Genomic DNA, 26,817 nt, shown 5'->3' with positions numbered 1-26,817 from the left:
GTGCTCGCCGTCGCAGCGCTGTGGCTCGCACTGGCCATCGACCGCTGGCTGAGCGAACCCGCTGCGCGCTGGCATCCCGTGGTGTGGATGGGGCGCTACCTCGGCTCGATCGGCGCCCGCATGGCGCCGCGGCCGGCCGATGCAAAGCCGCGCGACCTGCCGTTGTTCCTGGCCGGCGCGCTGGCCTGGGGCGTGGGCGCGATGCTGGTCGGCGCGCTGGCGCTGGCACTGCAGGCAAGCGCCGCGCAATGGCTGCCCGGCTGGGCAGAAGCCCTGGTGCTGGCCCTGGCGCTGAAACCGCTCTTCGCATGGCGCATGCTGCGCGCCGAAGTACTTGCCGTGGAGGCGGCGCTGTCCGTGTCACTGGAGGCGGGCCGCGCGCAGCTCGCCCGGCTGGTGAGCCGCGATGTCCGGACGCTCGGCGAGCGCGGGGTGCGCGAAAGCGCCATCGAATCGCTGGCCGAGAACCTCAACGATTCGCTCGTGGCGCCGCTGTTCTGGTTCGTGCTGCTGGGCCTGCCGGGCGCGGCGGTCTACCGCTTCGCCAACACGGCCGATGCGATGTGGGGCTATCGCGGCGAGCGCAATGGCCGCGACTGGACCTGGTTCGGCAAATGGGCCGCGCGTGCCGACGACGTGCTCTCGTGGCTGCCGGCACGGCTCACGGTGCTGCTGCTTGCGCTTGCGGCATGGCGTTGGCCGCGCGGCGTGGCGCGCGAGGCGCAGCGCACGCCCTCGCCCAACAGCGGCTGGCCGATGGCGGCAATGGCGCTGCTGCTCGGCGTGCGGCTCGCCAAGCCCGGCGTCTATGCATTGAATGCCGAAGGGCGGCCCGCCGATGCGGCCGATACGCAGCAGGCCGCGCAGTGGGGCGGCAGGGCAGTGCTGGCAACGGCCGCTTGTGCATCATTGGCGATCTTCTTCGCGGCAATCCCCAGGGCATGACACCGGAACACACGACATCCACCGGCCTGCTGCACGGCGGCCCCGACGCGGCCGGCGCCGCCTGGCACGATTTCTCGACCAATGGCAACGCCACGGGCTCATGCCCCGCGGTGCTTGCCGCGCTGCGTGCGGCCGATGCTGCGCACTATCCGGACCCGGGCTACACGGCGCTGCGCCAAACATTGGCAAAGTTTCATGGCGTGGCCGACGAACGCATCGTGATCGCGGCCAGTGCCAGCGAATTCATCCACCGCATCAGCGCCGCCTTTGTGCAGGGCCGCGGCCGGCAGGTCTTGCTGCCGGCGCACAGCTACGGCGACTACGAGCGTGCGGCATCGGCCTGGGGCCTTCAGGTGCTGCGGCCGCCGGCGCCGTGCGGCGAAGCGGCGCTGCGCTGGTGCTGCGAGCCTTCGAGCCCGCTGGGCCAGGCACAGCCCGATCTCGCGCAGCACGCCGCGGCCGGTGGCACCTGCGTGCTCGACCTGGCCTACGAAGCGCTGCGCCTCGAAGGCGTGGCATCGCTCGACGCAGCGCAGCGCAACCGCGTCTGGCAGCTGTGGACGCCGAACAAGGCGATGGGCCTGACGGGCGTCCGTGCCGCCTATGCCATCGCGCCCGAAGGCGATGCCGCCGCGCCGCTCAAGCAGCGCCTCGAGCGGCTGGCTCCCTCGTGGCCGGTGGGCGCGCACGGCGTGGCGCTGCTCGAGACCTGGACCGGCGACGCCGCCCAAGCCTGGCTCGCCCGAAGCCTGCGCACCCTGCGCGAATGGAAAGCGCAGCAGCGCGCCCTTTGCGAATCGATGGGATGGCAGTGCCTGCCGAGCGACGCCAACTTCTTCTGCGCGCGCACCGATGCGCCATACCCGCAGCGGGCCGCCCGGCTGCGCGCCGAAGGCATCAAGCTGAGAGACTGTGCATCATTCGGCCTGCCGGGCCATGTGCGGCTCGGTGTGCTGCCGCCGCAGAGCCAGCAGGCGCTGAAAGAGGCCTGGGCGCGCGCCGCGGCTTCGGCCGAACCTTGAAAGCCAGGACATCCGCATGCTCTACGCCATCACCACGCTCTTTCTTTGCCAGCTGGCCGGCGAACTGCTCGTGCAGTGGCTGGGCCTGCCGATTCCCGGTCCGCTGATCGGCATGCTGCTGTTGTTCATCGTGCTGCTCGTGCGCGGCGGTGTGCCCGAGGCGCTGAACGAGACCTCCGGCCATCTGCTGCGCAACCTCATGCTGCTGTTCGTTCCTGCGGTGACCGGCGTGATGCTGCATTTCGAACGCGTCGGGCGCGAATGGCTTCCGTTCCTTGCGGCGGGCATCGTGGGCGCGGCCTTCACCATGGCCGTGACCGCGCTCACCCTGCGCTGGATGATCCGCATCACCGGCAAGGATGCCGAATGACCCCGCCCGCCAAGCTGTCCGAGATCTGGGTCTTCCTGGCGCAGTCGCCGCTGCTGTGGCTGTCGCTCACGCTGCTGGCCTATCTGGGCGCCCTGTGGCTGCACCGGCGCAGCGGTGCCAACCCGGCGGTCAATCCGGTGCTGGTCTCGGTGATCGTCATCGTGGGCGTGCTGCTCGTCACGCGCACGCCCTACGACACGTATTTCGAAGGCGCCAAGTTCGTGCACTTCCTGATCGGGCCGGCCACCGTGGCGCTGGCCGTGCCGCTCTATGGCCAGCTCGGGCGGCTGCGCCGCCTGTGGCTGCCAATCGGCGTGGCGCTGCTGGTGGGCTCGGCGGCGGCCATCGTGTCGGCCATCGGCATTGCCTGGGCGCTAGGGGGATCGCATGAGCTGCTGATGTCGCTCGCACCCAAGTCGGCCACCATGCCGATCGCGATGGGCGTGGCCGAGAAGATCGGCGGGCTGCCGTCGCTGGCCGCGGTGGCGGCCGCCGTGGCGGGCATCTCGGGCGCGATCATGGCCACGGGCCTGCTGAACCTGCTGCGCATCAAGGAGCCCGCGGTGCGCGGCTTTGCAGTGGGCATGGCGGCGCACGGCATCGGCACCGCACGCGCCATCCAGGTGAACGAAACGGCGGGCGCGTTCTCCGCGCTGGCGCTGGGGCTGAACGGCATCGCGACGGCGCTGCTGGTGCCGTTGCTGATCAGGCTCGCCGGCTTCTTCTGACGCAGAATGGCGCCTCCTCTTTTGGCTCTGGAGAGCAAGGCATGGCCCGATACACCGCAGAAATCCTCTGGCAGCGAGGCGACCAGGACTTCCTCGGCAACAGCTACAGCAGAAGGCATTCGCTGCGCTTCGATGGCGGCGCGGAGGTGCCGGGTTCCTCGTCGCCGCACGTGGTGCCGCTGCCGTTCTCCGACGCGGCGGCGGTCGATCCTGAAGAAGCTTTTGTCGCATCGCTCTCGAGCTGCCACATGCTGTGGTTCCTCACCATGGCGGTGAAGCGCAAGTTCATCGTCGACCGCTACTTCGACGCGGCGAGCGGCCTCATGGAAAAGAACGCCGAAGGCAAGCTCGCGATGACGGTGGTCACGCTGCGTCCCGAGGTGACGTTCTCCGGCGGGAACCTGCCCACGCGCGAGCAGGTCGAGCATATGCACCACCGAGCGCACGAAGAGTGCTTCATCGCCAACTCGGTGAAAACCGAGGTGCGCTGCGAGCCGGTGTTCGCGGCGGGCGATTGAGGACGGGCGAGCGCGTTCAGCGCCGCTGCAGCCGCGGGTTCTTCGCGAACAGCTCCGCCGCCCAGTCCACGAAGGCCCGCACCTTCGCGCTCAGGTGGCGGTTGGGCGGGTAGACCACGTGGATCGGCAGCGGCTCGCGCTGCCAGTCGGGCAGCAGCTCGATCAGCTCGCCGCTTGCGAGCAGCGGCTCGGCCATGAAGGTGATGCACTGCGAGATGCCGAAGCCGCCGAGCACCGCCGCCATGTGGGCGTTGCTCTCGTTGACCGACACGCGGTAGGGGCCGTTGAGCTCGATGTACTCGTCGCCCTTCCTGAACTCGTGCGGATAGGTGCGCCGCGTGCTGCCCGAAAAGTAGCTCACCACGTGGTGGCGCTTCTCGATGTCGTTCGGATGCTGCGGAATGCCGTAGCGCTTGACGTAGGCGGGCGAGGCCACAGTCACGAAGTGCAGCGTGCCGATGCGCCGGGCCACCAGCGACTGGTCGCTCAGCTCGCCGGCGCGGATCACGCAGTCGACGTTGTCGCTGATGAGGTCGACCGTGCGGTCGCTCACGCCCAGGTCGAGCTGGATCTCGGGATAGCGGTCGCAGAAGGTGGCCAGCGCGGGCAGGATGACTAGCCGCGCCACCGAGGTGCCGACGTCGATGCGCAGCCGCCCCGTGGGGTTGGCCTGCGCGTTGGTCATGCTGGCTTCGATGTCGTCGAAGTCGTTCAACAGGCGTGCCGCGCGCTCGTAGTAGGCCGCGCCGTCCGGCGTGACCGTGACGCGCCGCGTGGTGCGGTTGAGCAGCTTCACCCGCAGGCGCGATTCCAGCGCCTGGATCTGCTTGGTGACCGTTCCCTTGGGCAGGGCGAGCGAGTCCGCGGCCCGGGTGAACGTGCCCGCTTCCACCACGCGGACGAAGATCCGCATTGCCTGGATTTGATCCATTGATGACTGTTCCTGGGAGCCCGGCCATTGCCGGGAGGACGCGGATTCTCACACAAGGTGACAATCCCCGGCGTTTCCTGGATTGTTAGCCGTTTGGAAACAGAGTAGGGGCAGCTTGCCTGTTTAACGCCACACTGGCCGCCTTATATTTCGACTATCGCCAATCCTCCTGAGGTTGCCCCCATGTCACCGCGCCCATCGTCCCGCTCTGCCGAAGCCGCTGCTCTCGCCGCGGCGCAAGGCGTGGAAGCCGATCTGTCGATCGAGCTGCCCGGCCGCGAGCCCGTGGGCGCCCGGGTCTATGGGCAGCGCCCGCGCGGCGAGACGGTGCCGCTGGTGCTGCACTTCCATGGCGGCACCTTCATCTGCGGCAACCTGGACAACGGCCGCAACGTGGCCCGGCTGCTGGCCGGTGCGGGTGCGGTGGTGGTGTCGGTGGACTATCCGCTGGCGCCCGAGTCGCCGTTCCCAGAGCCCATCGAAGTGGGCTATGCCGCGCTCGAGTGGCTCTACAAGCAGCGCGTGAAGCTCGGCGGCAAGGGTGCCCAGGTGTACCTGGCCGGCGAAGAGGCCGGCGGCAACCTGGCCGCCGGGGTGGCGCTGATCGCCCGCGACCGGGCGCATCCGCCGCTGGCCGGGCAGATCCTGCTGTCGCCCATGCTCGACCCGTGCGCGGGCACGGCATCGCTGCGCAAGGCCACGAACGACGAGGCCGAGTGCCGCTGGGCCAAGGGTTGGGAGAAATACCTGAGCTGCCCGTCGAACGCCACCCATCCCTACGCCGTGCCGAGCGGATCGCTCCGGCTCGGTGCCCTGGCACCGGCGCTGGTGCTGGTGGGGGCCGACGACGCCATGCGCGACGAGGCCATGACCTTTGCCGGGCGCCTGCGCGCGGCCGGCATCGACGTCACGAGCAGCGTGCTGCCAGGCGCTGCCAACTGGCCCAAGGCGCTCTACGACCCCGAGCCCTCGGGCTGCAAGGCCTGCGAAGCCAGCGTGCAGCAGCACTTCCGCGAATTTTTCAGTGCCACCACGCCGCCCCCGGTAGCACCCAAGCCCAGCTAGGCGGGCCGGTCGCGGCAGCCCTGCTGACGACGCGACGCCGCCCCTCGGCCCGCCGGTAACCCCGGTCATTTTCGAGTTCCGCCTCCTGGCGCCAAAAGCGCCGGGATGGCCTGTTGCATCCCAAGAAGTCATCGAGAAGGACGAACCATCATGTCGAACAACAAGCAAAACCTTTCTTCCGCCGCCCGCAAGGGCCTGTGGCCCGCAGTGACCGGCCTCACCGCGCTGCTGGCGGTGGCCGCCGCGGTGCTCGGCATGCACAGCTTCAAGGCCGAGGCCACGGCACCGGCCGCGGCGCAGCAGGGCACGCCGGTGTCGGTGGCCACCGTGGCTTCGAGCGAGATCAATGCCTGGGACGAGTTCTCGGGCCGGCTCGAGGCGGTGCAGCGCGTCGACGTGCGCTCCCGCGTGGCGGGCGCCGTGCAGTCGGTGCATTTCCGCGAAGGCGCACTGGTCAAGCAGGGCGACCTGCTGATCACCATCGACCCCGCGCCGTACGCGGCCGAGGTGGAGCGCGCCGAAGCGCAGGTGGCCTCGGCCCAGGCGCGCCAGGCCTTCAGCCGCAGCGAGCAGGAACGCGCCAAGCGCCTGTGGGACCAGCAGGCCATCGCCCAGCGCGAATACGACGAGCGCGTGAACGCTGCGCGTGAAGCCGAAGCCAACCTGCGCGCCGCCCAGGCGTCGCTGCAATCGGCGCGGCTGAACCTGGGCTACACCCAGGTGCGTGCGCCGGTCGCGGGCCGCATCGGCAAGCTCGAAGTGACGATGGGCAACCTGGTGGCCGCCGGTCCCGGCGCGCCGGTGCTGACCACGCTGGTGTCGGTGAGCCCGATCTACGCGAGCTTCGACGCCGACGAGCAGGTGATCACGCGCGCCCTGAAGGACCTGCCGAGCGGCGCCAGCGCCCGCGGCCAGATCGAGAGCATTCCCGTGCAGATGGGCACCGCCGGCCTCGAAGGCACGCCCTTCACCGGCAAGCTGCAGCTGATCGACAACCAGGTCGATGCGCGCAGCGGCACCGTGCGTGTGCGGGCCTCGTTCGACAACAAGGACGGCAGCCTCATTCCGGGCCAATTCGCCCGCATCCGCATGGGCCAGGCGCGCAGCGACTCGGCACTGCTGGTGAGCGAGCGCGCCATCGGCACCGACCAGAACAAGAAGTTCGTGATGGTGGTGGGCGAGGACAACAAGGCCACGTACCGCGAAGTCACGCTCGGCGCATCGATCAACGGGCTGCGCGTCGTGAGCAAGGGCCTGAAGGCCGGCGACCGCGTGGTGGTCAATGGCCTGCAGCACATCCGCCCCGGTGCGCTGGTGGTGCCGCAAAGCGTGACGATGGACGCCAAGGCCGACACCAAGCAACAACAACCGGAACGCGTCGCGGAAGCCGCGAAGTCCTGAACTCGGAGGGGAGCGCTCTTGCGCTCGCCGGAGAAACAACATGAATCTCTCTAAATTCTTCATCGACCGGCCGATCTTTGCCGGCGTGCTGTCGCTATTGATCCTGATAGCCGGCCTGATCGCGCTGCGCGGGCTGCCGATCTCGGAGTACCCCGAAGTCGCGCCACCCTCGGTGGTGGTGCGCGCCCAGTACCCGGGCGCCAACCCGAAGGTGATCGCCGAAACCGTCGCCACGCCGCTCGAGGAGCAGATCAACGGCGTCGAGGGCATGCTCTACATGGGCAGCCAGGCCACCACCGACGGCGTGATGACGCTCACCGTCACCTTCCGCCTCGGCACCGATCCCGACAAGGCCCAGCAACTCGTGCAGAACCGCGTCTCGCAAGCCGAGCCGCGCCTGCCGGAAGAAGTGCGCCGCCTCGGCATCACGACCGTCAAGAGCGCGCCCGACCTGACGATGGTGGTCCACCTCGTCTCGCCGAACAACCGCTACGACATCAACTACCTGCGCAACTACGCGGTGCTGAACGTGAAGGATCCGCTCGCGCGCATCGAAGGCGTGGGCCAGGTGCAGATCTTCGGCGGCGGCGACTATTCCATGCGCGTCTGGCTCGATCCGCAGAAGGTCGCGCAGCGCGGCCTCTCGGCCAGCGACGTGGTGGCTGCCATCCGCGGCCAGAACGTGCAGGCCGCGGCCGGCGTGGTCGGCGCATCGCCGGGCCTGTCGGGCGTGGACATGCAGCTGTCCATCAATGCGCAGGGGCGCCTGCAGAGCGAGGAAGAGTTCGGCGACATCATCGTCAAGAGCGGCACTGACGGCGCCGTGACCCGCCTGCGCGACATCGGCCGCCTCGAGATGGGCGCCGCCGACTACTCGCTGCGTTCGCTGCTGAACAACGACCCGGCCGTCGGCATGGGCGTGTTCCAGGCGCCGGGCTCCAATGCGCTCGACATCTCGTCCAACGTGCGCAAGACGATGGCCGAGCTCAACAAGAACATGCCCGAAGGCCTCGAGTACCGCATTGCCTACGACCCGACGCAGTTCGTGCGCGCGTCCATCGAATCGGTGATCCACACGCTGCTCGAAGCCATCCTGCTGGTGGTGCTGGTCGTGATCCTGTTCCTGCAGACCTGGCGCGCGTCGATCATTCCGCTCTTGGCCGTGCCGGTGTCGGTGATCGGTACCTTCGCGGTGCTGCACGTCCTCGGTTTCTCGATCAATGCGCTGAGCCTGTTCGGGCTGGTGCTGGCGATCGGCATCGTGGTGGACGACGCCATCGTGGTGGTGGAGAACGTCGAACGCAACATCGAGGCGGGGCTCACGCCGCGTGAGGCCACGTACCGCGCGATGCGCGAAGTGTCCGGGCCCATCATCGCGATCGCGCTGGTGCTGGTGGCCGTGTTCGTGCCGCTGGCCTTCATCAGCGGCCTCACGGGCCAGTTCTATCGCCAGTTCGCGGTGACCATCGCGATCTCGACGGTGATCTCGGCGATCAACTCGCTCACGCTGTCGCCCGCGCTCGCCGCTTTGCTGCTGCGCGGCCACGACCAGCCCAAGGATGCGCTGACGCGCGGCATGGACCGTGTCTTCGGCTGGCTGTTCCGCGGCTTCAACAAGCTCTTCAGCCGCGGCTCGGAAGCCTACAGCGGGGGCGTCAAGAGCGTGATCTCGCGCAAGACGCTGATGCTGGTGATCTACCTCGCGCTGATCGGCGTGACCTTCGGCCTGTTCAAGGCCGTGCCCAGCGGCTTCGTGCCGGCGCAGGACAAGCAGTACCTGATCGGCTTTGCCCAGCTGCCCGACGGCGCCACGCTCGACCGCACCGACGAAGTGATCCAGCGCATGGGCGAGATCATGAAGAAGAACCCGAACGTGGAAGACGCCATCGCCTTCCCGGGCCTGTCGATCAACGGCTTCACCAACAGCTCGAACTCGGGCATCGTGTTTGCCACGCTCAAGCCCTTCGACCAGCGCAAGCGCCCCGACCAGAGCGGCGGTGCGGTGGCCGGGCAGCTCAATGGCGCCTTCGCCAGCATCCAGGACGCCTTCATCGTGATGTTCCCGCCGCCGCCGGTGGCGGGCCTGGGCACCACGGGCGGCTTCAAGCTGCAGATCGAAGACCGCGCCTCGGTCGGCTACGACCAGATGGACGCGGCGGTGAAGGCCTTCATGGCCAAGGCCTATGCCGCGCCCGAGCTCACGGGAATGTTCACGAGCTGGCAGGTCAACGTGCCGCAGCTGTATGCCGACATCGACCGCACCAAGGCGCGCCAGCTCGGCGTGCCGGTGACGGACATCTTCGACACCATGCAGATCTACCTGGGTAGCCTGTATGCGAACGACTTCAACAAGTTCGGCCGTACGTACTCCGTGCGCGTCCAGGCCGATGCGCCGTACCGCGCCCGCGCCGAAGACGTGGGCATGCTGAAGGTGCGCTCGACCACGGGCGAGATGGTGCCGCTGTCGGCGCTGATGAAGGTGAATTCCACCTTCGGGCCGGAACGCGCCATGCGCTACAACGGCTACCTGGCAGCCGACATCAACGGCGGCCCGGCGCCGGGCTACTCGTCGGGCCAGGCGCAGGACGCGATCACCAAGATTGCGGCCGAGACGCTGCCCAAGGGCGTGAGCTTCGAGTGGACCGAGCTGACCTACCAGGAAATCCTGGCCGGCAACTCCGCCTTCCTGGTGTTCCCGCTGGCCATCCTGCTGGTGTTCCTGGTGCTGGCCGCGCAGTACGAAAGCCTGACGCTGCCGATCGCCATCATCCTGATCGTGCCCATGGGCATCCTGGCCGCGATGACCGGGGTATGGATATCGGGGGGTGACAACAACGTCTTCACGCAGATCGGCTTGATCGTGCTGGTGGGGCTGAGTGCGAAGAACGCGATCCTGATCGTGGAGTTTGCGCGCGAGCTCGAGTTCGCCGGACGCACGCCGATCCAGGCCGCGATCGAAGCCAGCCGCCTGCGCCTGCGCCCGATTCTCATGACCTCGCTGGCCTTCGTGATGGGCGTGCTGCCCCTGGTGCTGTCGACCGGCGCGGGCTCGGAGATGCGCAAGGCCATGGGCGTGGCGGTGTTCGCCGGGATGATCGGCGTGACGGCCTTCGGCCTGTTCCTGACGCCGGTGTTCTATGTGCTGCTGCGCCGCCTGGCGGGCAACCGCGCGCTCAAGCTGCATGGCGAAGTGCCGCATGGTGAGGAGTTTGTCTCTGCGGGCCATCCGGTCGCCCCGGCACCCTCGTCGCACGGCGGTTCGGGCGGTGGCGGGCTGCACCCGGTGCCGGCCTCACCGCGTCCTTCGCACGACTGATCGCTCAGTCGACCAAGAAGAAAGTTCATTATGAAATTCGCATTTCAACCCATGGTCCGCAACGCTCTGCTGCCGCTGGTGGCGGCCCTGGCGCTGGCCGGCTGCGCGAGCGTGCCCTCCGGCGTGCCGGAGATCCAGACCACGGCCCAGTTCAAGGAGCAAGGTGCCGCCCCGCCGGCCGGATGGACGCGTGCCGTGCCCTCCGAGGCGCAGGCGCGCGGCGCCTGGTGGCTGGCGTTCAACGACCCGGTGCTCAATGCGCTGGTCGAGAAGGCCGACGTCAACAACAACAACATCCAGGCCGCCGCGGCCCGGCTCGCGGAAGCCCGCGCCCTCGCGCGCAGCGCCAACGCCGACCGCATGCCGCAGATCGGCCTGGGCGCGGGCGCCAACCGCGGCGCGGGCCTCGACAAGGCCACGGCCAGCACCCGGCCAGCCACCATGACCAACATCGGCGCCACGTTCTCGTACGAGGTCGACCTGTTCGGCCGCCTCTCGGGCGCGAGCAACGCGGCCAAGCTCGACGCACAGAGCCGCGAGGCCCTGCTGCAAAGCACGCGCCTTGCGGTGCAGGCCGAGGTGGCCCAGACCTACCTGCAGCTGCGCGCACTCGATGCCGAGCGCGCGCTGGTGCGCGAGCAGGTCGAGGCCTACCGCGACACGCTGCGCCTCTCGCAGCGCCGGCAGCAGGCCGGCGACATCGCCGAGCTCGACGTGGCGCGCGTGCAGACCGAGGTGTCGTCCACCGAGTCGGACGCGCTCGCGCTCGACCGGCAACGCGCCCAGGTCGAGCATGCGCTCGCGGTGCTGGTGGGCGATTCGGCCTCGAGCTTCGGGCTGCGCACCGACGACTGGGCCACCGCGCTGCCGTCCGTGCCGCCCGGCGTGCCGGCCACGGTGCTCACGCGCCGCCCCGACGTCTCGGCTGCGCAGAACGCCGTGCTCGCGGCGCAGGCCCGCGTGGGCGTGGCGCAGGCTGCCTGGTTCCCGGACATCTCGCTGACCGGCGCCGCCGGCTACGCATCGCCCGAGATCGGCGACCTGTTCAAGTGGTCGGCCCGCTCGTGGGGCGTGGGTGCGCTGCTTTCGCTGCCGATCTTCGACGGCGGCCGGCGCGAAGCCGGCGTGCAGGGCGCCAACGCCCAGCTCGACGGCGCGCTCGCGAACTACCGCAACCAGGTGCTGGTGGCGTTCCAGGAGGTCGAGGACCAGCTGTCCGCCATCCGCATCCTGCAGGAGCAGTCGACCGTGCAGGCGCAGGCCGTCACTTCGGCGCAGCGCGCAACCAGCCTGTCGGACACGCGCTACCGCAACGGCTACATCAGCCAGCTCGACCTGCTCGACGCCCGCCGCAGCGAACTGCGCAACCGGCGCCAGGCGCTGCAGGTGAAGTCGGCGCAATACCAGGCGGCCGTGGGGCTGATCCGCGCCATCGGCGGCGGGTGGGAGGTGCCGGCGGCCACCGCAGGGGCGCAGCCCCAGGGCGGGGCAGGCGCGGTACAGACCGCGGCACGCTGAAAGAAACACAAGGGGCGCAAGCCCCTTTTTCTTTGCCTCTTCGCGGCTGCCGCAAGAGGGCTGCGGCGACAACGGACAATAGCCGCATGACAACCCGATGCGTGATGGTTCTCGGCACGACCAGTGGCGCCGGCAAGAGCTGGCTGACCGCCGCGCTGTGCCGCTGGTACGCGCGCCAGGGCCGGAAGGTGGCGCCCTTCAAGGCGCAGAACATGAGCAACAACGCCCGCGTGGTCGACGGCGGCGAAATCGGCAGCGCGCAGTACTTCCAGGCACTGGCTGCGCGCGCCGTGCCCGACGTGCGCATGAACCCGCTGCTGCTCAAGCCCGAGCGCGACACCCACAGCCAGGTGGTGCTGATGGGGCAGGTGAGCGCGGAACTCACGGCCATGCCCTGGCGGGGACGCAGCGAGCGCGTCTGGCCGCAGATTGCACAGGCGCTCGACGCATTGCGTGCCGAGAACGACGTGGTGGTGATCGAAGGCGCCGGCTCGCCGGCCGAGATCAACCTGATGGCGAGCGACATCGTCAACCTGCGCGTGGCCCGCCACGCGAACGCCCGCTGCCTGCTGGTGACCGACATCGACCGCGGCGGCGCCTTCGCGCATCTGTACGGCACCTGGGCACTGATGCCCGAGAGCGATCGCGCATTGCTGCGCGGCTTCGTGCTCAACAAGTTCCGCGGCGATGCCTCGTTGCTGGCGCCGGCGCCGCAGCAGCTGCAGGCGCTGACCGGCATCGCCACCGTCGCGACACTGCCGATGTGGTGGCAGCACGGCTTGCCCGAGGAAGACGGCGTATTCGACGACCGCAGCCGTGCGAGCGGCCCGGTGACCCGTACCGTGGCTGTGGTGGTGTACCCGCGCATCAGCAACCTCGACGAGTTCCAGCCGCTCAAGAATGTGCCCGGCGTTCGCCTGGTCTGGGCGCGCACGCCGGCGGACGTGGCCGGTGCCGACTGGATCGTGCTGCCCGGCTCCAAGCACACCAGCGGCGATCTCGCATGGCTGCGCGCGCAGGGGCTGGACCGCGCCATCGCCGCGCACGCGGCCGGCGGCGGTGCCGTGCTGGGCGTCTGCGGCGGCCTGCAGATGCTCGGCGAGGCGCTGGTCGATCCGCACGGCATCGACGGCAATGCGCCCGGCCTGGGCCTGCTGCCGTTGGTGACCGTGTTCGAGCGCGAAAAGACGGTGCGCCACCGGGCCGCCGCCTTCGGCCAACTGAGCGGTGCATGGGCTTCGCTCTCGAACGTGCCGGTGGCCGGCTACGAGATTCATCACGGCCAGACCGCGATCCACCCGCAGATGGCGCAGGACGGCCGTGCCGTGATGCCCGGGGGCCTGGCCTGGCAGAACGCGCGCGGCAACGTGCTGGGCCTCTACCTGCACGGCCTGTTCGAGGACGCGGCCGCACTGCACGCACTCTTCGGCGCCGCGGCACCCACGCTCGACGCCACCTTCGACGGCCTGGCCGATTTCATAGACACCCACTTCGAGGCCGGCGTATTGCAAGGCCTGATCGCATGACCGACAACAACCAGATTCCTTCCATCTCCGACATCCACGATGACGCCCTCGCGGCGCGTCTGCAAGCGGCGCTCGACAACAAGACCAAGCCGCTCGGCGCGCTCGGCCGCCTCGAGAGCCTGGCCTTGCGCATCGGCCTCGTGCTGGGCAGCGAGACGCCGGTGCTCGAGGCACCCCAGATGCTGGTGTGCGCGGCCGACCATGGCTTGGCGGCACGCGGCGTGTCGGCCTATCCGAGCGATGTGACCTGGCAGATGGTCGAGAACTTCCTGGCCGGCGGCGCGGCAGTCAGCGTGCTGGCGCGCCAGCACGGGCTGGCGCTTACCGTGGTCGACTGCGGCGTGCGGCGCGACTTCCAGGCCCGACCGGGGCTGGTGTCGCGACGGATTGCTGCCGGAACGGCCGATGCATCGGCCGGCCCCGCGATGACGGCGGCGCAGTGCGCCCAAGCCATCGCCAACGGCCGCGAGGTGGTGCGCGCACTGCCCGGCAACGCCTTGCTGCTCGGCGAAATGGGCATCGGCAACAGCTCGGCCGCGGCGCTGCTGCTTGCGCGGCTCGCGGGGCTGGATATCGACGGCTGCACCGGCTCCGGCACCGGGCTCGATGCCGCGGGGCTTGCGCGCAAGCGGCAGGTGCTGCGCGGCGTGCTGGCGCTGCATGCGGCTGCGAGCGAGCCGCTCGATGCACTCGCGGCGTTCGGCGGTTTCGAGATCGCCACGCTGGTCGGCGCGGTGCTGCAAGCGGCGCAGGAGCGGCGCGTGATCGTGGTCGATGGCTTCATCGCGAGCGCCGCGGTGCTCGTCGCGCAGGCGCTGCAGCCGCATGTGGCGCAGCGCTGCGTGGCCGCGCACAGCTCGGCGGAACCCGGGCATGCGCTGTTGCTGAAGCACCTGGGGCTCGAGCCTTTGCTGAACCTGGACCTGCGCCTCGGTGAAGGCTCGGGCGGCGCGCTGGCCTGGCCGCTGCTCGAGTCGGCCTGCCGCATCCTGCGCGAGATGGCCAGCTTCGAAGCTGCCGGCGTGTCGCGCAAGGACAGTTGAACCCATGAACGGTGTCCGCCACTATCTGCTGGCGCTGCAGTTCTTCACGCGCGTGCCGGTGACCGGCCGGCTCGCCGAATGGATCGGCTTCAGCCCGCAGATGCTGCGTGCAAGCGCGGCGCATTTTCCGGGCGTGGGATGGCTCGTGGGTGGCGTGGGCGCGGCCGTTTTCGTGCTCGCGCTGCAGGGCTTGCCGGGTGTGGCCGGTGCACTGGCCGCGGCGCTGCTGAGCATGGCCGCCACGGTGCTGCTGACCGGTGCCTTTCATGAAGACGGGCTCGCCGATGTGGCCGACGGCCTGGGCGGATCGGCCGACCGCAGCCGCGCGCTCGAGATCATGAAGGACTCGCGCATCGGTGCCTTCGGCGCCATTGCTCTGGTGCTGGCGCTCGGGCTCAAGGCCGCGCTGCTCGCGTCGATGGCGGGGCAGGGCGCGCAGGCGGTGGCCGGTGCCATCGTGGGCGCGCATGTGCTGTCGCGCCTGGCGCCGCTGTTCCTGATCCGCTGGCTGCCGTACGTGGGCGACAGCGGCGCAAGCAAGGCCAAGCCACTGGCCGATGCGATCGGCGGCGGCGCGTTGCTGGTGGGGATGCTCTGGTCGGTGCCTGCCGCCGCGCTGGTGCTGCTGACGCAGGGCCCTGCAAGAACGATCGCCATGGCAGTCGCATGCGCTCTGGCGGCGCTGCTCATGGCGCGCGTGTTCCGGCGCCGGCTGCAGGGATTCACCGGCGACGGGCTCGGCGCGACGCAGCAGCTGTGCGAGCTCGCGATCTACCTGGCGCTGGCCTGGCAGGCATGAAGCAGCTGTGGCTGGTGCGCCATGCGCAGACCGAGGCCGCGCCGGGTCTTTGCTACGGCAGCGCGGACGTGGGCGTGCCGGCCGAGGCGACGCTGGCGGTGGCGCATGCGGTGGCTTCGCGCCTGCCCGCGGACCTTGTGCTGGCGCACTCGCCCCTGAGGCGCTGCGCCGAACTCGCGCAAGCCATCGGCAGGCTGCGCCCGGACCTTGCCACACGCGCCGACCCGCGCCTCGCCGAGATGGATTTCGGCAGCTGGGAAGGTCGGCCCTGGTCGTCGATCGCGCGTGCCGAGTTCGAGGCGTGGACCTGCAATTTCGCCGAAGGGATTCCGGGCGGGCATGGCGAAAGCACGGCCCGCTTCATGCAGCGCATCGGCACGGCCTTCGACGACTGGCGCGCGTCGGGGCAGGACGCGGCGTGGGTCACGCATGCGGGCGTGATGCGGGCCGTGGAACTGCTGCACCGCGGCGTGCGGCGTGTCGACGATGCCGCGCAGTGGCCGTCGGCGCCCATTGACTATGGGGCGTGCCGGCTGATCGAATGCAGCTGATGCACGGCGGCACCCGCTGCCGCGCGCCACGGTCTGCCAGCGCGATGCCGACACTGCCCAAGAACGAACGCCTGTACCTGCGCCTCGACGACGACCCCTTGCACGGGCCGGAGGCCGGCATGCCCGCGGGCACGCTGCGCGCCTTTCCGGTCGCCGGGCCGCTGCGGATGCACGTTGCGCACATTCTCCTCTACAGGGAAACGCTGCCCGAGGGCCGCGAGGTCCTGGAGCGCGTGCTGCCCGACGGCGCGGTTCGGCTGGTCTTCAACCTGGGCGATGCACCCTCGGCAGGCGAGAGTGCCGGGCATGCGGTCGAGGCGATCGGCGCGTCGGCGGCGCCGGCCCTCGTGCGCCTGCGCCGGAAGATGGAAGGGCTGTCGGTGACCCTGCACCCCGGCGCGGCCGCGGCGCTGCTGGGAAGGCCGGCCAGCGAGATCGCGGGCACCGCCGTGCACCTGGACGAACTGTGGCGCGGCCGTGGTGCCGAACTGCTGGAGCGCATCGCCCTGCAGCCGGACGACGCATCGCGCGTTTCGGTGCTGTGTGCGGCCCTGCAGCGCCGGCTGGCCGATGGCGACGGCGCCGTCCACGCGGCGGCGATGCGCGCGGCGCAGCTCATCGCCATGTCGGGCGGGCGGCGTCCGCTGCGCGAGGTGGCGGCTGCCGTCGGCCTTGGCGAGCGGCGGCTGCAGCAGGTCTTTCGGCAGCACGTGGGCCTGTCGCCACGAGCCTGGAGCCGGCTTGCGCGGCTGCATGCCTGCCTGCGCGCCTTGCGCCTGCAGCGCGAGCCTGCCTGGGCAAGCCTTGCGCTGGATGGCGGCTTCTATGACCAATCGCACCTCATCAACGAGTTCCAGGCGCTTTGCGGCCTCACGCCGACGGAGTTTTTGGACCGCGCGATTTCGGGTTCTTCCAAGACGGCGGATTGACGCCGCCTTACCGTCGCTTCCCACTCGCAACAAAAGGACAGGACGATGCAAGAAGCCGAAAGCAGGAACCAGCCGCTGAAGGGCCGCGTGGCCGTGGTGACCGGCGCCAGCCGCGGCGCGGGGCGCGGCATTGCGCTGGAACTGGGCGCCGCGGGCGCCACCGTGTACGTCACCGGGCGAAGCACGCGCGAGCGGCCGGCCAACACCTATGGCCAGCTGCTCGCGCTCTCGGAGCTCGAAGCCCTGCCGGGCAGCATCGACGAAACGGCCGGCGAGGCTACGCGCCTGGGCGGCCGCGGCATCGCGGTGCGCTGCGACCACACGCAGGAAGATGAGGTGAAGCAGCTCTTTGCGCGCGTGCAGAGCGAGCAAGGCCGTGTGGACCTGCTCGTCAACAACGCCTGGGGCGGCCACGAGACTTTCACCGGCGTGTTCGAGGCGCCGTTCTGGGAGCATCCGCTTGCCAACTGGGACTCGATGTTTGACCGCGGCGTGCGCAACCACCTGCTCGCCAGCCGATTCGCCGCGCCGGTGATGGTGGCGCAAAAGAGCGGACTGATCGTGACCACCACCTTCTGGGACCGCGGCAACTACCTGCGCGGGAACCTGTTCTACGACCTCGCCAAATCGGCCATGACCCGGCTGGCCTTCGGCATGGCGCAGGAGCTGCGCCCGCACGGCGTCGCCTCCCTGGCCGTGTCGCCGGGCTGGATGCGGACCGAGTTCGTGCTGGCCGGCCACAAGACCGACGAGGCGCACTGGCGCGAGCGCCCGGCATTGGCACGGACCGAATCGCCGCGCTATCTCGGCCGCGCGGTGGCCGCGCTGGCGGGCGACGCGCGGGTGCTCGAGAAAAGCGGCGGCGTGCACCGTGTGGTCGACCTGGCGCGCGAATACGGCTTCACCGACGTGGATGGCCGCCAGCCTGAAGCATTCGAGATCTAGCGGTGAAAAGGCCGAATCAGGCCGACTTGGGCCGTGGCGTCTTCGGCTTGTAGTCGCAATACGCCGCCACTGCGCATTCCCAGCACTTCGGCGTGCGCGCCACGCAGATGTAGCGACCGTGCAGGATCAGCCAGTGGTGCGCATGCAGCCGGAATTCGAACGGAACGCGTTTTTCGAGCTTGAGCTCCACTTCGAGCGGCGTCTTGCCCGGTGCAAGCCCGGTCCGGTTGCCGACGCGGAAGATGTGCGTATCGACCGCGATCGTCGCCTCGCCGAACGCCACGTTGAGCACCACGTTGGCGGTCTTGCGGCCGACGCCCGGCAGCGCCTCGAGTTCGGCGCGCGTGCGCGGCACTTCGCCGCCGTGCTTTTCCACGAGGATGCGGCAGGTCTCGATCAGGTGTTTGGCCTTGCTGCGGTACAGCCCGATGGTCTTGATGTAATCCTCCAGGCCCTCCACGCCCAGCCGGAGCATCGCCTGCGGCGTGTTCGCCACCGGAAACAGCTTGCGCGTGGCCTTGTTCACGCCCACGTCGGTCGCCTGCGCCGAGAGCAGCACGGCGGCAAGAAGCTCGAACGGCGTGGCGTACTCGAGCTCGGTTTCGGGCGTGGGATTGGCCGCCTGCAAGGTGGCGAAGAAGAGGGGAATGTTGTCTTTTTTCATGGGGCTGGAAGCGCGGCGCCCGTCTTGCCATGGAAGGCGAGCACCGACGGACGCAATATATCGTTGAAAGGCGATAGCCTTACGCAGCTTTGTTGCCCGCAGCTTTCGCCACAATAGCGCCCAGAAAGTGAGACTTCCCATGCAATTCGCTTCCCGCCTCGACAACGTCGAAACCTCCGCCATCCGCGAACTCTTCAAGCTGCTGGGCAAGCCCGGCATCATCAGCTTTGCGGGCGGCTTCCCCGACAGCGCCATGTTCGACGTGGAGGGCCTGAAGGAGGCGAGCCAGAAGGCGCTCACCGAGGAGCCCGGCGGTGCGCTGCAGTACGGCGCCACCGAGGGCTACGAGCCGCTGCGCACGCAGCTCGGCGCCTTCATGAAGACCAAGGGTGTCGACGTCGACCCGAGCGGCCTGATCGTCACCACCGGCAGCCAGCAGGCGCTCGACCTGCTCGGCAAGACCATGATCTCGCCCGGCGACAAGGTGATCGTCGAAGGCCCGACCTTCCTGGCCACCATCCAGTGCTTCCGCCTGTACGGTGCGCAGCTCATCAGCGCGCCCATCGACGCCAACGGCGTGAAGACCGACGAGCTCGAAAAACTCATCGCCGAGCACAAGCCCAAGTTCGTCTACCTGATTCCCACCTTCGGCAACCCGAGCGGCGCCATGCTGAGCCTGGAGCGCCGCAGGAAGGTGCTCGAACTGGCGGTCAAGTACCAGACGCTGATCGTCGAGGACGATCCCTACGGCGACCTCTACTTCGGCGAAGCGCCGCCGCCCTCGATCCTCGCGTTGAGCAAGGACGTGCCCGGAAGCCGTGAGTTGCTCGCGCATTGCGGCAGCCTGAGCAAGGTGCTGAGCCCGGGCCTGCGCATCGGCTGGATGATCGCGCCGGCCGAGCTGCTGGCCAAGGCGACGATGTGCAAGCAGTTCAGCGATGCCCACACCAGCACCTTCTCGCAGGCCACGGCCGCGCAGTACCTCAAGAGCGGCCGCATGCCGGCCACGCTGGCGCATGTGCGCGAGGTGTACGGCCAGCGTGCGCAGGCCATGGGCGCGGCGCTCAAGCGCGAGCTGGGCGACGCGGTGAGCTTCACGCAGCCGCAGGGCGGCCTGTTCTTCTGGGCCCGCCTCACGGGCGCCAACGGCAAGCTGGCCGATGCCAACGAACTGGCCAAGCGTGCCATCGAGAAGCTCGTGGCCTTTGTGCCGGGAGCGCCGTTCTTTGCGGAGAAGCCCGATGTCGCGACGCTGCGGCTGAGCTTTGCGACGGCCGACGTGGCCAAGATCGAAGAGGGCGTGAAGCGCCTGGGCCAGGCCCTGTAGGCCTGCGGCTCAGGGCGAGCGGTGCAGGCGCGGCGCCGCCAGCAGCGCCAGGTTGTCCGCAATGGCCGCATCCACGTTCGGATGGCGGCCTTTCATTTTCGATAGCGTCATGATGGTCTGCAGCGCCTTCAGGTCCTTGACCGAGGGTGCGACCTTGATCTGCGCGATGGCCGCCGTTGCGTTGCCGCCGTTGACCAATGCCATCACCTTGCTTGCCCAGTCGTTTGCGCGCGCCATGTCTTCACCTGCTTTCGTTTGAACCACCGCCGACTGTACACAGGCCGCGGGTTAGGATCGACCATGAGAAAAACCTTTCAGCTTCAGGTCGAGGGCAAGCACCCCGACCGTCTCCTCGAAGCCATCAAGCACGAGATCCGCAAGTACATCAAGCGCGAGCGGCGCCGCGAGCTACCCGAAGGCGCGGACTTCTGGGATTTCGATTGCAGGTTCGGCGCCTCGGCGGAAACCGCCGAAGTCGTGCACCTGTCGGCCATCACGGGCCTGATCGACGGCATCGTCAAGGATGCCGGCAAGCAGTTCTACGTCGAGATCCTGGCCAAGCCCGGCAAACGCAAGCCGCGCGCGGCCGGCGAGCCGGCGGCGGAAGAACCGCCCGAAGAAATCTAGCCCGCCCTCAGAGCAGCGCCTGCGAGAGCCGCAGCCCGTGGCGCTGCTCCGCATCCTGCAGCGAACGCGCGATCGACGGGTGCAGGCGCACCCCGTTCTTCGATTGCGCATCGCGGCGCTTCAGGCCGCCTTCGCCCGGCAGCCGCACGGGCCTGGCCGGATCGATCGGCCGGTTGTTGCGGCACTGCGCCGCGACATGGTCCATCTGGCGCAGGAAAGCTTCCTTGCCGCCGAAGGCATGCAGATCGTGCAGCGTGACGTGCACCGTCGCGCCCCAGCCCTCGGGCGGGTCGGCCCGGCCATGGCCCGCGAGGCCGGCCGTCAGCGTCTCGACCAGCAGCGCCATGCCATAGCCCTTGTGGCCATGGCTCAAGCCCCCCACGGGCAGCAGCGTGCCGGGCGGCTGGTCGAACAGCACCTGCGGGTTGTTCGAAGGCTTGCCGGCGGCGTCGATCAGCCATTCCTCGGCGAACGTCTCGCCGGCCGCACGCTTGCGGTTGCTCATGCCGTTGGTGGTGATGGAGGCCGAGATATCGACCATCACGCCGCCTTGCGAGAGCGGAAAGCCCATGGCCAGCGGATTCGGCGTGAACACCGCCTGCGTGCCGCCGAAGGGCGCGACGCTGGCCGTGTTGGGGTCGGAGCAGGCGAGCAGCATCAGCATGTCTTCCTCGAGCGCGCGCAGCATGTAGACAGCGAGGCAGGCGATGTGGTGGCTGCGGCGGATCACGAGCGAGGCGGTGCCGAGTTCGCGGGCGCGCGGAACCAGCAGGTCCATGCCCTGGTCCATGAGCCAGGGCCCGGGCAGGCGCTTGCCGTCCCAGAGCACGGCGGCGGGGCGGTCCGACAGCACCTCGGGCGCGCCGTCCGGCGTCATGCCGCCGGATTCGAGTTCCTTCACATAGCCGGCCAGCAGCGCGAGGCCGTGCGTGTCGTGGCCCAGCAGGTCGCCTTCGACCAGCGTGCGGGCGACGCTGTCGGCCATCGGCGCGGCGAGGCCGGCCTTCTGCAGCAGGGCGCTGGCGTAATCCTTGAGCGCCTCGGCGCGGTAGAGCGGGATGTTGCCGTCAGTCATTTCAGGATCTCCAGCAGGCGGTCGAGCCCGCCTTCGTTGATCGCCACCATGGCCTGCTCGCGCACCTTTGGCTTGGCGTGATAGGCCACCGAAAGGCCGGATTCGCCCATCATCGGCAGGTCGTTCGCGCCGTCGCCCACGGCAATGGCTTCCTGCGGCGAAATGCCCAGCAGGGACGCGACCTCGAGCAGCGTGCGGCGCTTCTCGGCGCCGTCGCAGATGTCGCCCCAGCTTTGCTGCACCACCTGGCCGGTGAGCTTGCCGTCGGCTTCGTCGAGCAGGTTGGAACGCGCAAAGTCGATGCCCAGGCGGTCCTTCACGCGGTTTGCGAAGAAGGTGAAGCCGCCCGACACCAGCAGCACCTTGAGGCCGGCCGCCTTGCAGGCCGCGACCAGTTCCGCCGCGCCCGGATTGAGCTTCAGCCGCTCGTCGTAGACCTGCTGCAGCGCCTCGACCGGCACGCCCTTGAGCAGCGCCACGCGCCGCCGCAGGCTCTCCTTGAAGTCCTTGATCTCGCCGCGCATCGTGGCTTCGGTGATCGCGGCCACTTCGGCCTTCTTGCCGACGGCATCGGCGATCTCGTCGATGCATTCGATGTTGATCAGCGTCGAGTCCATGTCGAACGCGATCAGCTTGAAGTCGGCCAGCTTCAGCGGCGGCTTCAGGCGCTGGATGGCGAGGCCGGGAGAAATTTCTGTAGCGCTCATGCGGGGGCGGTTTCCTTGACGAGGGGTTGTCCGAGGCTGCGCAGCACGTCGCGCACCATTTGCGCGCGCTCCTTGGGCTCTTTCAGCTCGCGCTCGATGCGCAGCTTCTCGTTGCCCGCGAGCTTGATGTGCTTGTTCTTCTGGATCAGGTGGATGATGGCCATCGAGTCGACCGGCGGGTCCTTCTTGAACGTGATGTGGATGATGCCGGGCGCGGCATCCACCTTGATCACGCCATAGGGCCGCGCCAGCACGCGCAGCCGGTGCGTGTCGATCAGCGTCTGCGCCTGCGGCGGCAGCTTGCCGAAGCGGTCGACGATTTCTTCGAGCAGCGTGTCGATCTGCTCGGGCGTCTTTGCGGTGGCCAGCTTCTTGTAGAACGACAAGCGCAGGTGCACGTCGCCGCAGTAGTCGTCGGGCAGCAGGGCGGGGGCGTGCAGGTTGATCTCGGTCGTGACCGACAGCGGCGCCAGCAGGTCGGGCTCCTGCCCGGCCTTGAGCGCGCGCACAGCCTCGCCCAGCATCTCGTTGTAGAGCTGGAAGCCGATCTCCATCATGTTGCCGCTCTGGTTCTCGCCCAGCACTTCGCCGGTGCCGCGGATTTCCAGGTCGTGCATCGCAAGATAGAAGCCCGAGCCCAGCTCTTCCATCTGCTGGATGGCGTCGAGCCGCTGCGCCGCCTGCTTGGTCAGGCCCTCGGTGTCCGGCACCATCAGGTAGGCATAGGCCTGGTGGTGCGAGCGCCCGACGCGCCCGCGCAGCTGGTGCAGCTGCGCGAGGCCGAACTTGTCGGCGCGGCTCATCACGATGGTGTTGGCGGTCGGCACGTCGATGCCGGTCTCGATGATGGTCGAGCACAGCAGGAGGTTGTAGCGCTGCGCCACGAAGTCGCGCATCACGCGCTCCAGCTCGCGCTCGGGCATCTGGCCGTGGGCCACGGCGATGCGGGCCTCGGGCAAGATTTCTTCGAGCTTCTGGCGGCGGTTCTCGATGGTCTCGACCTCGTTGTGCAGGAAGTACACCTGCCCGCCGCGCTTCAGTTCGCGCAGCACGGCTTCGCGGATCACGCCCGTGCCTTCGTTGCGCACGAAGGTCTTGATGGCGAGACGGCGCTGCGGCGCGGTCGCGATCACGCTCAGGTCGCGCAGGCCTTCGAGCGCCATGCCCAGGGTGCGCGGAATCGGCGTGGCCGTGAGCGTGAGCACGTCGACCTCGGCGCGCATCGCTTTCATGGCTTCCTTGTGGCGCACGCCGAAGCGGTGCTCCTCGTCGATGATGAGCAGGCCCAGGTTCTTGAACTTGACCGACTGCGAAAGCAGCTTGTGCGTGCCGACCACGATGTCGACCGTGCCCTCGGCCAGGCCCTTGGCGGCCGCATTGACTTCCTTGGTCGAACGGAAGCGGCTCATTTCAGCCACCTTGACCGGCCACTTGGCGAAGCGGTCGACCAGCGTCTGGTAGTGCTGCTCGGCCAGGAGCGTGGTGGGCGCAAGGAAGGCCACCTGCTTGCCGCCGGTGATTGCGATGAACGCTGCGCGCAGCGCCACTTCGGTCTTGCCGAAGCCCACGTCGCCGCAGACCAGGCGGTCCATCGGCTGCGGCGAGATCATGTCCTGCACCACGGCGTGGATCGCGGCCTTCTGGTCCGCCGTTTCCTGGAAGCCGAAGTCGTTGGCGAACACCTCGTAGTCGGCGGCCGAGTAGCGGAAGGCATGGCCCTGGCGCGCGGCGCGGCGGGCATAGATGTTGAGCAGTTCGGCGGCCGAGTCGCGCACCTGCTCGGCGGCCTTGCGCTTGGCCTTTTCCCACTGGCCCGAGCCCAGCTTGTGCAGCGGGGCCTCCTCGGCGCTGACGCCGGTATAGCGGCTGATCTGGTGCAGCTGCGAAACGGGCACATAGAGGGTGGCCTTGTCGGCGTACTCCAGGTGCAGCATTTCCTGTAGCAGCGGCTTGCCCTCGGCATCGGTGCCCTGGCCCAGGTCCATGTGGATCAGGCCGCGGTAGCGGCCGATGCCGTGCGCGGTGTGGACCACCGGGTCGCCGACGTTGAGTTCCGAAAGGTCCTTGATCAGCGCCTCGACGTCGCTGACCTGTTCCTGCTTCTTGTTGCGCCGGCGCGTGGTGGGCGCAGTGGCGAAGAGCTCGGTCTCGGTGACGAAGTCGATGCCCTGTTCGCGCCACGCAAAGCCCGAGGCCAGCGCGGCGGTGGCGATGCCGGTCTTCTCGTCGGCGGAGGCTTCGAACTCGGCCAGCGAATCGAAGGCCGGCGGGCTCACGCCGCTGGCGCGCAGGAAGTCGAGCAGGCTTTCGCGCCGGCCTTCGCTTTCGGCGATCAGCAGCACGCGGTGCGGCGTCTTCGCGATGTGGGCCTTCAGGCCGACCAGCGGGTCCTCGGCGCCGCGCACCACGGCAAAGGGCGGCAGCGTGTCGAACTCGGCGTAGGGCGTCTCGGCGGCCTCGCCGCTGCCGGCGTTTCCGCGGATGGCGAGCTGCGCATGCGGCTTGGCGCGCTGGTAGAACTGCTCGGCGCTCAGGAACAGCGCCTCGGGCGGCAGCGCCGGGCGTTCGGGGTCGCCGCGCACCAGGCGGTAGCGTTCGCTGGCGTCCTGCCAGAAATGCTGGAATGCGGGCTCGAGATCGCCGTGCAGCACCACGGTGGCATCGGCGCCCAGGTAGTCGAACACCGTGGCCGTCTCGTCGAAGAACAGCGGCAGGTAGTACTCGATGCCGGCGGTGGCCACGCCGTTGCCCATGTCCTTGTAGATGCGGCTCTTGGTCGGGTCGCCCTCCAGCAGTTCGCGCCAGCGGCTGCGAAAGCGCGCGCGGGCGTCGTCGTCCATCGGGAATTCGCGGCCCGGCAGCAGCCGTACCTCGGGCACCGGGTAGAGGCTGCGCTGGGTGTCGGGGTCGAAGGTGCGGATCGAATCGATCTCGTCGTCGAACAGGTCGACGCGGAAGGGCACGGGCGAGCCCATCGGAAAGAGGTCGATCAGGCCGCCGCGCACCGCGTACTCGCCCGGGCTCACCACCTGCGTCACATGGCTGTAGCCCGCCAGCGTGAGCTGGGCCTTGAGCTTGGACTCCTCGAGCTTCTGCTTGGCCTTGAAGTGGAAGGTGTAGCCGGCCAGGAAGGCCGGCGGCGCGAGCCGGTAGAGCGCGGTGGTGGCGGGCACCAGCACCACGTCGGCCTCTTTCTGGCTGATGCGCCAGAGCGTGGCGAGCCGCTCGCTGATCAGGTCCTGGTGCGGCGAGAAGCTGTCGTAGGGCAGCGTTTCCCAGTCGGGGAACAGGGCGCAGCGCAGCTCGGGCGCGAAGAAGGCGATCTCGTCGATCAGGCGCTGCGCGTCGTTGGCGTCGGCCGTGAACATCGCGGTGGCGCGGCCCGCGGCCTTCTCGCGCATGCCCAGCTGCGCCAGCAGCAGCGCATCGGCCGACAAAGGAGGACGCGGCAGCGTGAATCGCTTGCCCGCCGTGAGGTGGGGGAGGTCCATGGAACGCTTTGAAAATGCAGAACACCCCGCGCCGCTGGCGAGGGGTGTGAGATGGTCGATTCTAGAATGGCGGCCCCTTATCCGCTTGCCGGCCCTTGGCCCGTGCCGTACCCGATGTCTTCCTCCCGACTTTTCGTGCTGATTCCTTGTGCCGGTTTCGGCCACCGTGCGGGTGGCGCCCAGCCCAAGCAATACCAGCGGCTGGCGGGATCGTCCATGGTGGCCCACACGGTGGCCGCGTTCCGCTCGCTGGCGGGCCGCTTCGCCGGGCTGGCGGTGGTGGTGTCGCCGGACGACCGCGAGGTGCAGACGGCGCTGCCGCGCTTTCCGGCCGACAACGAATTCTTGCTGCGCGTGGGCGGCGTCACGCGCGCCGCCACGGTGCGCAACGGCCTCGCGGCGCTGCGGCAGAAGGGCGCCGGGGCGCATGACTGGGTGCTGGTGCACGACGCGGCGCGCTGCCTGGTCACCTCGAGCCAGATCGAGGCGCTGATCGCGGCCTGCGAGCACGACGCCGTCGGCGGGCTGCTGGCCCAGCGGCTGGCCGACACGCTGAAGGCGTCCTCGGCCGACAGCCGCGTCTCGCAGACGCTTTCGCGGGCCGACAAGTGGCTGGCCCAGACGCCGCAGATGTTCCGCGTCGGCATGCTGCTCGATGCGCTGGAGCGGGCGGGCGACGCGGTGACCGACGAGGCCGGGGCCATCGAGGCCATCGGCCTTTCGCCCTTGCTGGTGCCGGGCAGCGCGCAGAACTTCAAGGTCACCTTTCCCGAGGACTTCGCACTGGCCGAGGCGGTGCTGCTCGGCCGCAGGAAGGCCATCGCATGACGGCTGCGTTCAACATCCGCGTGGGCGAGGGCTGGGACGTTCACCAGCTGGTGGCGGGTCGCAAGCTCATCCTCGGCGGCGTGGAGGTTCCGCACACCACCGGCCTGCTGGGGCATTCGGATGCCGACGTGCTGCTGCATGCCATCACCGATGCCCTGCTCGGCGCGGCGGGCCTGGGCGACATCGGCCGGCATTTCCCCGACACCGACGCGCAGTTTCGCGGCGCCGATTCGGCGGTGCTGCTCGGCGAAGCGGCACGCCGCGTGCGCGCCGTGGGCTGGGAGATCGGCAACGTCGACAGCACCGTGATCGCGCAGGCGCCCAAGCTGGCGCCGCACATCCCGGCCATGTGCCAGCGCATCGCCCAGGTGCTGGGCCTCGCACCCGAGCAGGTCAACGTGAAGGCCAAGACGGCCGAGAAGCTCGGCCCGGTCGGCGAAGGCCGCGCGATGGAAGCCCGCGCGGTGGCGCTGCTGCACCGCCAGGGCTGA

Annotated in this window: 25 protein-coding genes; 19 read left to right on the top strand and 6 right to left on the bottom strand. The window is 69.1% G+C overall.

Translation table 11 applies throughout. The features are described from left to right. Genes cbiB through ACAM54_RS14260 form a run of 5 tightly spaced genes read left to right on the top strand, consistent with a single transcriptional unit; the run spans position 1 to position 3,583 of the window. Positions 1-945, top strand: coding sequence for an adenosylcobinamide-phosphate synthase CbiB (gene cbiB / locus ACAM54_RS14280; RefSeq protein ID WP_369647977.1), 945 nt, complete (start codon positions 1-3; stop codon positions 943-945). Beyond that, the gene (locus tag ACAM54_RS14275) at positions 942-1,967 is read left to right on the top strand and encodes an aminotransferase class I/II-fold pyridoxal phosphate-dependent enzyme (RefSeq protein WP_369647976.1); all 1,026 of its coding nucleotides are present in this window, start codon (positions 942-944) and stop codon (positions 1,965-1,967) included. The genes cbiB and ACAM54_RS14275 overlap by 4 nt, the downstream gene beginning before the upstream one ends. A gap of 16 nt (positions 1,968-1,983) precedes the next feature. Next, complete coding sequence (locus tag ACAM54_RS14270) at positions 1,984-2,337, top strand: CidA/LrgA family protein (RefSeq protein WP_369647975.1); 354 nt, start codon at positions 1,984-1,986, stop codon at positions 2,335-2,337. Next, the gene (locus tag ACAM54_RS14265) at positions 2,334-3,065 is read left to right on the top strand and encodes an LrgB family protein (RefSeq protein WP_369647974.1); all 732 of its coding nucleotides are present in this window, start codon (positions 2,334-2,336) and stop codon (positions 3,063-3,065) included. Before ACAM54_RS14270 ends, ACAM54_RS14265 begins: the two co-directional genes overlap by 4 nt. 41 nt (positions 3,066-3,106) lie before the next feature. Continuing rightward, positions 3,107-3,583, top strand: a complete 477-nt coding sequence (locus ACAM54_RS14260) for an OsmC family protein (protein ID WP_369647973.1) — start codon at positions 3,107-3,109, stop codon at positions 3,581-3,583. Positions 3,584-3,599: 16 nt separating this feature from the next. Here ACAM54_RS14260 and ACAM54_RS14255 read toward each other — a convergent pair whose 3' ends face one another. After that, positions 3,600-4,514, bottom strand: coding sequence for a LysR family transcriptional regulator (locus ACAM54_RS14255; RefSeq protein ID WP_369647972.1), 915 nt, complete (start codon positions 4,512-4,514; stop codon positions 3,600-3,602). Positions 4,515-4,697: 183 nt separating this feature from the next. Between ACAM54_RS14255 and ACAM54_RS14250 the strand changes: the two genes are divergently transcribed. From ACAM54_RS14250 to ACAM54_RS14205, 10 genes are all read left to right on the top strand, one after another. Continuing rightward, the gene (locus tag ACAM54_RS14250) at positions 4,698-5,579 is read left to right on the top strand and encodes an alpha/beta hydrolase (RefSeq protein WP_145746550.1); all 882 of its coding nucleotides are present in this window, start codon (positions 4,698-4,700) and stop codon (positions 5,577-5,579) included. Between the two features lie 150 nt (positions 5,580-5,729). After that, entirely contained in the window at positions 5,730-6,980 is a 1,251-nt protein-coding gene (locus ACAM54_RS14245; protein WP_369647971.1) for an efflux RND transporter periplasmic adaptor subunit, read from the top strand. A 40-nt stretch (positions 6,981-7,020) separates the two neighbouring features. Next, positions 7,021-10,296 carry an efflux RND transporter permease subunit gene (locus ACAM54_RS14240; protein ID WP_145746552.1) on the top strand — a complete coding sequence of 1,092 codons (3,276 nt, stop codon included), beginning with the start codon at positions 7,021-7,023 and terminating at the stop codon, positions 10,294-10,296. Positions 10,297-10,326: 30 nt separating this feature from the next. Continuing rightward, positions 10,327-11,814 (top strand): efflux transporter outer membrane subunit, encoded by a 1,488-nt coding sequence (locus ACAM54_RS14235; RefSeq protein ID WP_369647970.1) that lies wholly within the window; start codon positions 10,327-10,329, stop codon positions 11,812-11,814. Positions 11,815-11,900: 86 nt separating this feature from the next. Continuing rightward, on the top strand, positions 11,901-13,340 hold the full coding sequence (locus tag ACAM54_RS14230; protein ID WP_369647969.1) for a cobyric acid synthase: 1,440 nt from the start codon (positions 11,901-11,903) through the stop codon (positions 13,338-13,340). After that, complete coding sequence (cobT, locus tag ACAM54_RS14225) at positions 13,337-14,383, top strand: nicotinate-nucleotide--dimethylbenzimidazole phosphoribosyltransferase (RefSeq protein ID WP_369647968.1); 1,047 nt, start codon at positions 13,337-13,339, stop codon at positions 14,381-14,383. Before ACAM54_RS14230 ends, cobT begins: the two co-directional genes overlap by 4 nt. 4 nt (positions 14,384-14,387) lie before the next feature. Further along, on the top strand, positions 14,388-15,182 hold the full coding sequence (locus ACAM54_RS14220; RefSeq protein ID WP_145746556.1) for an adenosylcobinamide-GDP ribazoletransferase: 795 nt from the start codon (positions 14,388-14,390) through the stop codon (positions 15,180-15,182). Then, positions 15,179-15,733 carry a histidine phosphatase family protein gene (locus ACAM54_RS14215; protein ID WP_369647967.1) on the top strand — a complete coding sequence of 185 codons (555 nt, stop codon included), beginning with the start codon at positions 15,179-15,181 and terminating at the stop codon, positions 15,731-15,733. The genes ACAM54_RS14220 and ACAM54_RS14215 overlap by 4 nt, the downstream gene beginning before the upstream one ends. Positions 15,734-15,777: 44 nt before the next feature. Beyond that, positions 15,778-16,662, top strand: coding sequence for a helix-turn-helix domain-containing protein (locus tag ACAM54_RS14210; protein ID WP_369647966.1), 885 nt, complete (start codon positions 15,778-15,780; stop codon positions 16,660-16,662). 45 nt (positions 16,663-16,707) lie between these two features. Further along, the gene (locus ACAM54_RS14205; RefSeq protein WP_369647965.1) at positions 16,708-17,607 is read left to right on the top strand and encodes an SDR family NAD(P)-dependent oxidoreductase; all 900 of its coding nucleotides are present in this window, start codon (positions 16,708-16,710) and stop codon (positions 17,605-17,607) included. 16 nt (positions 17,608-17,623) lie between these two features. On the opposite strand, the gene nth is transcribed toward ACAM54_RS14205, so the two are convergent. Further along, complete coding sequence (gene nth / locus ACAM54_RS14200; protein WP_145746559.1) at positions 17,624-18,271, bottom strand: endonuclease III; 648 nt, start codon at positions 18,269-18,271, stop codon at positions 17,624-17,626. A gap of 139 nt (positions 18,272-18,410) precedes the next feature. On the opposite strand from nth, the gene ACAM54_RS14195 reads away from it, so the two are divergent. Continuing rightward, a complete protein-coding gene (locus ACAM54_RS14195) occupies positions 18,411-19,598 on the top strand; it encodes a PLP-dependent aminotransferase family protein (protein WP_369647964.1) in 1,188 nt (395 codons plus the stop codon). Positions 19,599-19,607: 9 nt separating this feature from the next. Here the strand turns inward: ACAM54_RS14195 and ACAM54_RS14190 are convergent, their stop codons facing one another. Beyond that, on the bottom strand, positions 19,608-19,835 hold the full coding sequence (locus ACAM54_RS14190; protein ID WP_369647963.1) for a hypothetical protein: 228 nt from the start codon (positions 19,833-19,835) through the stop codon (positions 19,608-19,610). A 63-nt stretch (positions 19,836-19,898) separates the two neighbouring features. Between ACAM54_RS14190 and ACAM54_RS14185 the strand changes: the two genes are divergently transcribed. Continuing rightward, positions 19,899-20,225, top strand: a complete 327-nt coding sequence (locus tag ACAM54_RS14185) for a DUF6172 family protein (protein ID WP_145746560.1) — start codon at positions 19,899-19,901, stop codon at positions 20,223-20,225. 7 nt (positions 20,226-20,232) lie between these two features. On the opposite strand, the gene ACAM54_RS14180 is transcribed toward ACAM54_RS14185, so the two are convergent. Genes ACAM54_RS14180 through mfd form a run of 3 tightly spaced genes read right to left on the bottom strand, consistent with a single transcriptional unit; the run spans position 20,233 to position 25,498 of the window. Next, on the bottom strand, positions 20,233-21,300 hold the full coding sequence (locus ACAM54_RS14180; protein WP_369647962.1) for an Ldh family oxidoreductase: 1,068 nt from the start codon (positions 21,298-21,300) through the stop codon (positions 20,233-20,235). Next, positions 21,297-22,007, bottom strand: a complete 711-nt coding sequence (gene serB / locus ACAM54_RS14175; RefSeq protein WP_369647961.1) for a phosphoserine phosphatase SerB — start codon at positions 22,005-22,007, stop codon at positions 21,297-21,299. The genes ACAM54_RS14180 and serB overlap by 4 nt, the downstream gene beginning before the upstream one ends. After that, positions 22,004-25,498: a transcription-repair coupling factor gene (mfd, locus tag ACAM54_RS14170; protein WP_369647960.1), complete on the bottom strand. Its 3,495-nt coding sequence runs from the start codon at positions 25,496-25,498 to the stop codon at positions 22,004-22,006. Before mfd ends, serB begins: the two co-directional genes overlap by 4 nt. Positions 25,499-25,612: 114 nt before the next feature. On the opposite strand from mfd, the gene ispD reads away from it, so the two are divergent. Both ispD and ispF read left to right on the top strand, forming a co-directional pair. Next, positions 25,613-26,326, top strand: a complete 714-nt coding sequence (ispD, locus tag ACAM54_RS14165; protein ID WP_145746564.1) for a 2-C-methyl-D-erythritol 4-phosphate cytidylyltransferase — start codon at positions 25,613-25,615, stop codon at positions 26,324-26,326. Further along, entirely contained in the window at positions 26,323-26,817 is a 495-nt protein-coding gene (ispF, locus tag ACAM54_RS14160) for a 2-C-methyl-D-erythritol 2,4-cyclodiphosphate synthase (RefSeq protein ID WP_369647959.1), read from the top strand. The genes ispD and ispF overlap by 4 nt, the downstream gene beginning before the upstream one ends.

The sequence above is a fragment of the Variovorax sp. V93 genome (assembly GCF_041154485.1).
Taxonomy (GTDB): domain Bacteria; phylum Pseudomonadota; class Gammaproteobacteria; order Burkholderiales; family Burkholderiaceae_C; genus Variovorax; species Variovorax beijingensis_A.
Note: the sequence above shows the minus strand (reverse complement) of the source record. Positions and strands in the feature narration are given on the sequence as shown.